Source organism: Planktotalea sp., from assembly GCF_039984035.1.
GTDB lineage: Bacteria > Pseudomonadota > Alphaproteobacteria > Rhodobacterales > Rhodobacteraceae > Planktotalea.
In genome coordinates this window covers 1-4,728 of record NZ_JBDWVM010000414.1, presented here as the reverse complement: position 1 = coordinate 4,728, position 4,728 = coordinate 1, and the positions used below count along the sequence as shown (strand labels likewise).

General features: G+C 55.1%; 5 protein-coding genes and 1 pseudogene. 3 read left to right on the top strand and 3 right to left on the bottom strand.

Features of this window, described 5'->3' with window-relative positions; translation table 11 throughout:
- The 3 genes and pseudogenes from ABJQ89_RS18095 to ABJQ89_RS18085 form a co-directional block, all read right to left on the bottom strand.
- Positions 1 to 258 (bottom strand): annotated as a pseudogene (locus ABJQ89_RS18095) (esterase); the annotation flags it as partial.
- Positions 233 to 1,150, bottom strand: coding sequence for a DMT family transporter (locus ABJQ89_RS18090; protein ID WP_348497552.1), 918 nt, complete (start codon positions 1,148 to 1,150; stop codon positions 233 to 235). The gene ABJQ89_RS18090 and the pseudogene ABJQ89_RS18095, both read right to left, overlap by 26 nt.
- Entirely contained in the window at positions 1,147 to 2,028 is an 882-nt protein-coding gene (locus tag ABJQ89_RS18085) for a LysR family transcriptional regulator (protein WP_348497551.1), read from the bottom strand. The genes ABJQ89_RS18090 and ABJQ89_RS18085 overlap by 4 nt, the downstream gene beginning before the upstream one ends.
- Positions 2,029 to 2,152: 124 nt before the next feature.
- Here ABJQ89_RS18085 and ABJQ89_RS18080 point away from each other — a divergent pair, with 124 nt between their 5' ends.
- The 3 genes from ABJQ89_RS18080 to ffh form a co-directional block, all read left to right on the top strand.
- Positions 2,153 to 2,689 carry an NAD(P)H-dependent oxidoreductase gene (locus ABJQ89_RS18080; RefSeq protein WP_348497550.1) on the top strand — a complete coding sequence of 179 codons (537 nt, stop codon included), beginning with the start codon at positions 2,153 to 2,155 and terminating at the stop codon, positions 2,687 to 2,689.
- A 59-nt stretch (positions 2,690 to 2,748) separates the two neighbouring features.
- Positions 2,749 to 3,234 (top strand): hypothetical protein, encoded by a 486-nt coding sequence (locus tag ABJQ89_RS18075; protein WP_348497549.1) that lies wholly within the window; start codon positions 2,749 to 2,751, stop codon positions 3,232 to 3,234.
- 162 nt (positions 3,235 to 3,396) lie between these two features.
- Positions 3,397 to 4,728, top strand: a 1,332-nt coding sequence (gene ffh, locus ABJQ89_RS18070; protein WP_348497548.1) for a signal recognition particle protein, incomplete at its 3' end; no start/stop codon positions are given.

Genomic DNA, 4,728 nt, shown 5'->3' with positions numbered 1-4,728 from the left:
GAAACCGCCGCCATGGAAATACATGACCATCACGTCACTGCCGCCAGCGCTATAGTGGCGACACGGGATACCGCCGTAGTCACGGTCTTGGCTTGTCACGCCATCAGGTCGGTCTGCGTGGAAGGTCGCGCACATTTCGTCATAGATGCGGCGTTGATCGTCGACACCGTAGGTCGCAGTATCAGGGGGATAGCACGCGTTTGTGCGTTCAATGAACGCCCAAGTTTCTGTATCAATAAGCGTTTGATAATCGGCCATCGCGCCCTCCTGTTTCTTCATGTTTCAACAAAATGCCCAAGGCTAGAACAGTCAACATCACGCCGACCAAAATCAATCCCTTTGGTGCGCCATTGCCCAAGGCGATTTCCCAAAGAATGACCCAAGACGGGATTAGGTAGGTATAGGCCATGACTTTTGCGCCCGGCAGGCGGAGCGAGGCAAACTGCGTGAGCACGAACGTGGCGGCCGTGGCAAAGACGGCCACATAAAGGATCGTGATCCAAACAATAATCGGTAGCTCCGCGTAATTGGTCGAAACGATGCTATTCATGCTCCAGACCAACAAAACAAGCGTGCCGCCACACGTGGTGCCAAAGGAGAAGAGCAGCGCACTCTCGCCGCGGTTTAGCAAGCGGACCAAGGGAATGTAGATGGCATGGCACACACAGCCCCAGAAATAGATCATTTCGCCCGTGCCGATGTGGAATCCTAAAAACGCCTGCCAATCTGCGCGAAAGATAACCCAAAGCGCGCCGATTGCGCCAACCGTTAGCCCAAACGCAATACGCCATGTCGTGATCTGACGCAGTATGATGAAGCTCGCAAAGGCGGTTACAACAGGCGTAAGCGTGAACACCGCAGCCGCCGAAACAGGGGGCGCGGTTTTGAGCCCCTCAAACATCAGAACGAAATAGGTCGCAAACACTGCACCAAGGAGAAGATAGCGCCAAACTGCGGTGAAACTGCCGACTTTCAGCTCTCCACGCAGCGCGCATAGACCGCCGAGGATACCAGCTGCGATGGCAAATCTGAGGACTGTTACAAGCTCTGGATCAACACTTGGCGCGGCGATCGATCCCAAAGAAAAGGACCCCGCCACCAGCATGGAAAAGAGCAACATAGCCGCATGGCCGCGCCGTGCGTCGCTCAAGCGAGTGCCCAACCTTTTGCCTGTTCTTTTACGAATTTCAGGAAGGCCTGCACCTTGACCGTGCGATGCAAATCGACGTGGGTCACCAGCCACATTGGAATGCTCCAATCATCAAGGGGTGGCGCGAGTTGGACCAAAGCATCGTTCTTTGAGGCCGAGTTTTGGGGCAGAAACCCAATGCCCGCGTCTGCGAGAATAGCGAGCTCCATCGCGCGGTTGTCCGTGGCGCGAAACGTCACTTTTTCACGAGGGACATTTGCTGCTAGCCATTTAAAGAAGGGCGCGCGGCTGTTCTCTTGATCATGAGCCACGAAGCGATGTTTTGGATAATCCTCAGGCCCTTGTGGTTTACCGTGCTGGTCAACGTAATCGCGCGAGGCGTACATCGCGACCTTTTGTTGGGTCAATTCCTGCACAACATTGTCTGGTTGTTCAGGCGCGGATCCGACCCGCAAGGCGACATGCGCCTCGCCATATTCCAGTCTGAACAGACGCTCGCCCGTTAGGTAGCGCACTGTAATGTCAGGATATCGTTCTTGAAACGCGGCCAAGGTCGGGGACATGAGCGGCGCGAGGCTGTTGAGCGAGGTGACGACCAATTCACCAGAGACTTTGTCGCCCTGCCCTTTGACACGCCCTGCGAGCTGGCTGAACTGCTCGTCCGTTGCCTGAGCAACGCGGCACAGGTCTTCGCCCGCTTCGGTTGCGGTATATCCGCGTGGGTGGCGCTGAAACAGCTTCACGCCCAGACGGTTTTCAAGCGCATCGATGTGGCGAATAACAGTGGCGTGGTGCACGCCAAGCACATCGGCCGCACCGCTGACAGTTCCCATTTTAGCAACCTGAAAAGCGGTTCGAACTTCGTCCCAATTGTCCATTGTCTCTTCCGTCCAATTATCTGTGCGTAAATCCACGTATCATGCGCGATTTTCCCCAATAGTGTTTATTTTTGCAATGCACAAATTAAGGAGCACAACAGATTTTATATAAGGCCTCAGGCATATGACCCAGAACATCCTACGAATTGACAGCTCCGTAAACGCGAGCAGCTCAAAAAGCCGCGATTTTGCAGATAAGATCATCGCCAAACACCCCGATGCCGTCGTCACTGTGCGTGATCTTGCAGGTGTTGCGCTCCCACAGATCGACGACGCATGGGCACAAGCGCGCCTTGTTCCTGCTGATGAACGCAATGGGGCAGAGCAAGAAACGCTGGCGCTATCCGATCAATTGATCGAAGAACTGCACGCCGCTGATACGGTGGTTATGAGCGTTCCAATCTACAACTTTTCTATCCCAGCGAGCCTGAAGGCATGGATCGATTTGATCGCACGCCCGAAGGAAACTTTCGCTTACGGCGAAAACGGTCCTGTTGGTTTGCTGACTGGGAAAAAAGCGATCATCGCCTTTGCCTCTGGCGGAACAGTGATCGGGTCAGACATCGATTTCGCGAGCGGATACTTGCGTCATGTGCTCGCGTTTATTGGCATCACGGATGTTGAGTTCGTGACCAAAGACAGCATCGCGGATTACGCATAATTTGAAACGCACCTGCATCTTTCCTTGAGATGCGGGCGCTTTCGCGTAATTTTGGGGACATGAAGGTCACGCGCAACACCCAAGATATTTTGATTGTCGAAGATCGGCCCATCTTGGTTGCGGGCCTTTTGGCGTTCTTCTTCATAGGCGCTGTCGCCGGTTCGCTGGGTGCGTTGTCCTCTGGTGAGCTTGTCGCCGCCCTTGTCCTTCTGTTTTCCACTGTCTTCGTCGGCCTTTTCATATTCGCCTTCGTGCGCCGCGTGCAGCTAATTTTTAACCGCCCGCAGAACACCTTGACGTTCCGCAAACGTAGCCTTCAGGGTTACAGCGAAGTGGTGCATCCGTTGAATGAATTGAGCCATGCCGTGACAGAGGGCAGTGAGACCAAACGATCCGTTCTGATCTTCAAAAAAGGCATGAGCGCGGGCGAGCACCCTGTGACGGGCTATTTGACGGATGGGAAAGGCCCGCAGCGCATCACCGATGCAATCAATGCATGGCTGAAAGACGCCGCTGCTGTTGACTCTAAAGGGTCAAACACCTAAACGCGGAAGCATATCCGGAAGCTATAAATCTTCCGGTCCTCGATTATGCGGGGATCGCCATCAGTCAGCGCGTTGCGCCCACTGGTGCGATACTCGTTTGGAACATTCGCCGGGCCACCTTACATATGGTCCAACTTGTAGCAGACTGAAGGGCCAATAGGCATGTTTGAAAATCTATCCGACCGTCTCTCTGGCGTCTTTGATCGCCTGACCAAGCAAGGCGCATTGTCCGAGGACGACGTTAAAACGGCGCTCCGTGAAGTGCGTGTTGCCTTGCTTGAAGCGGATGTGTCGCTGCCTGTTGCGCGTGATTTCGTAAAGGCAGTGCAAGAAAAGGCCACAGGCCAAGCGGTTACCAAATCCATCACCCCCGGCCAACAGGTTGTTAAGATCGTTCATGACGAGCTGCAGCATGTTCTGCGCGGCGAGGGAGAGCCGGGCGAGTTGAAGATCGACAACGCCCCAGCGCCGATCCTTATGGTTGGTTTGCAGGGCTCTGGTAAGACGACGACGACGGGTAAGTTGGCCAAGCGCCTTGCTGAGAAAAACGGCAAACGCGTTTTGATGGCCTCGCTCGATATCTACCGTCCAGCGGCGCAACAGCAGCTCGCGATCCTCGGCACGCAAATCGGCGTTGATACCCTGCCTATCGTGGCTGGCGAATCTGCTGTGCAAATTGCGAAACGCGCCAAGCAGCAAGCGACGCTTGGTGGCTATGACGTTTACATGCTCGATACGGCGGGTCGTTTGCAGATCGACGAGACCTTGATGAAAGAGGTCGAAGATGTGCGCGACGCGGTGAACCCGCGCGAGACGCTTCTGGTTGTTGATGGTCTGACGGGTCAGGTCGCGGTTGAAGTCGCGGAAGAATTTGACGGCAAGATCGGCATTTCCGGTGTTGTCCTGACACGTATGGATGGTGATGGCCGCGGCGGCGCGGCGCTCTCGATGCGCGCGGTCACGGGCAAGCCGATCAAGTTTGTCGGTCTTGGCGAAAAGATGGACGCGCTGGAAACGTTCGAGCCTGAGCGCATCGCGGGCCGTATTCTCGGCATGGGCGATATCGTTGCGCTGGTTGAGAAGGCGCAAGAAACCATCGAGGCCGAACAAGCCGAGCGCATGATGAAGCGCTTTGCCAAGGGTCAGTTCAACATGAACGACCTCAAGAGCCAGCTTGAGCAGATGATGAAAATGGGCGGCATGGAAGGTATCATGGGAATGATGCCGGGCATGGGCAAGATGGCCAAGCAGATGGAAGGCGCAGGCATTGATGACCGCGTACTGAAACAGCAAATCGCCCTCATTCAATCCATGACCAAGCGTGAGCGCGCCAACCCGCAGATCCTGCAAGCCTCGCGCAAGAAGCGGATTGCCAAGGGTGCGGGCATGGAAGTGTCTGATTTGAACAAGCTTCTCAAAATGCAGCGCCAGATGGGCGACATGATGAAGAAGATGGGCAAAATGGGCAAAGGCGGCATGCTCAAGCAAGCCATG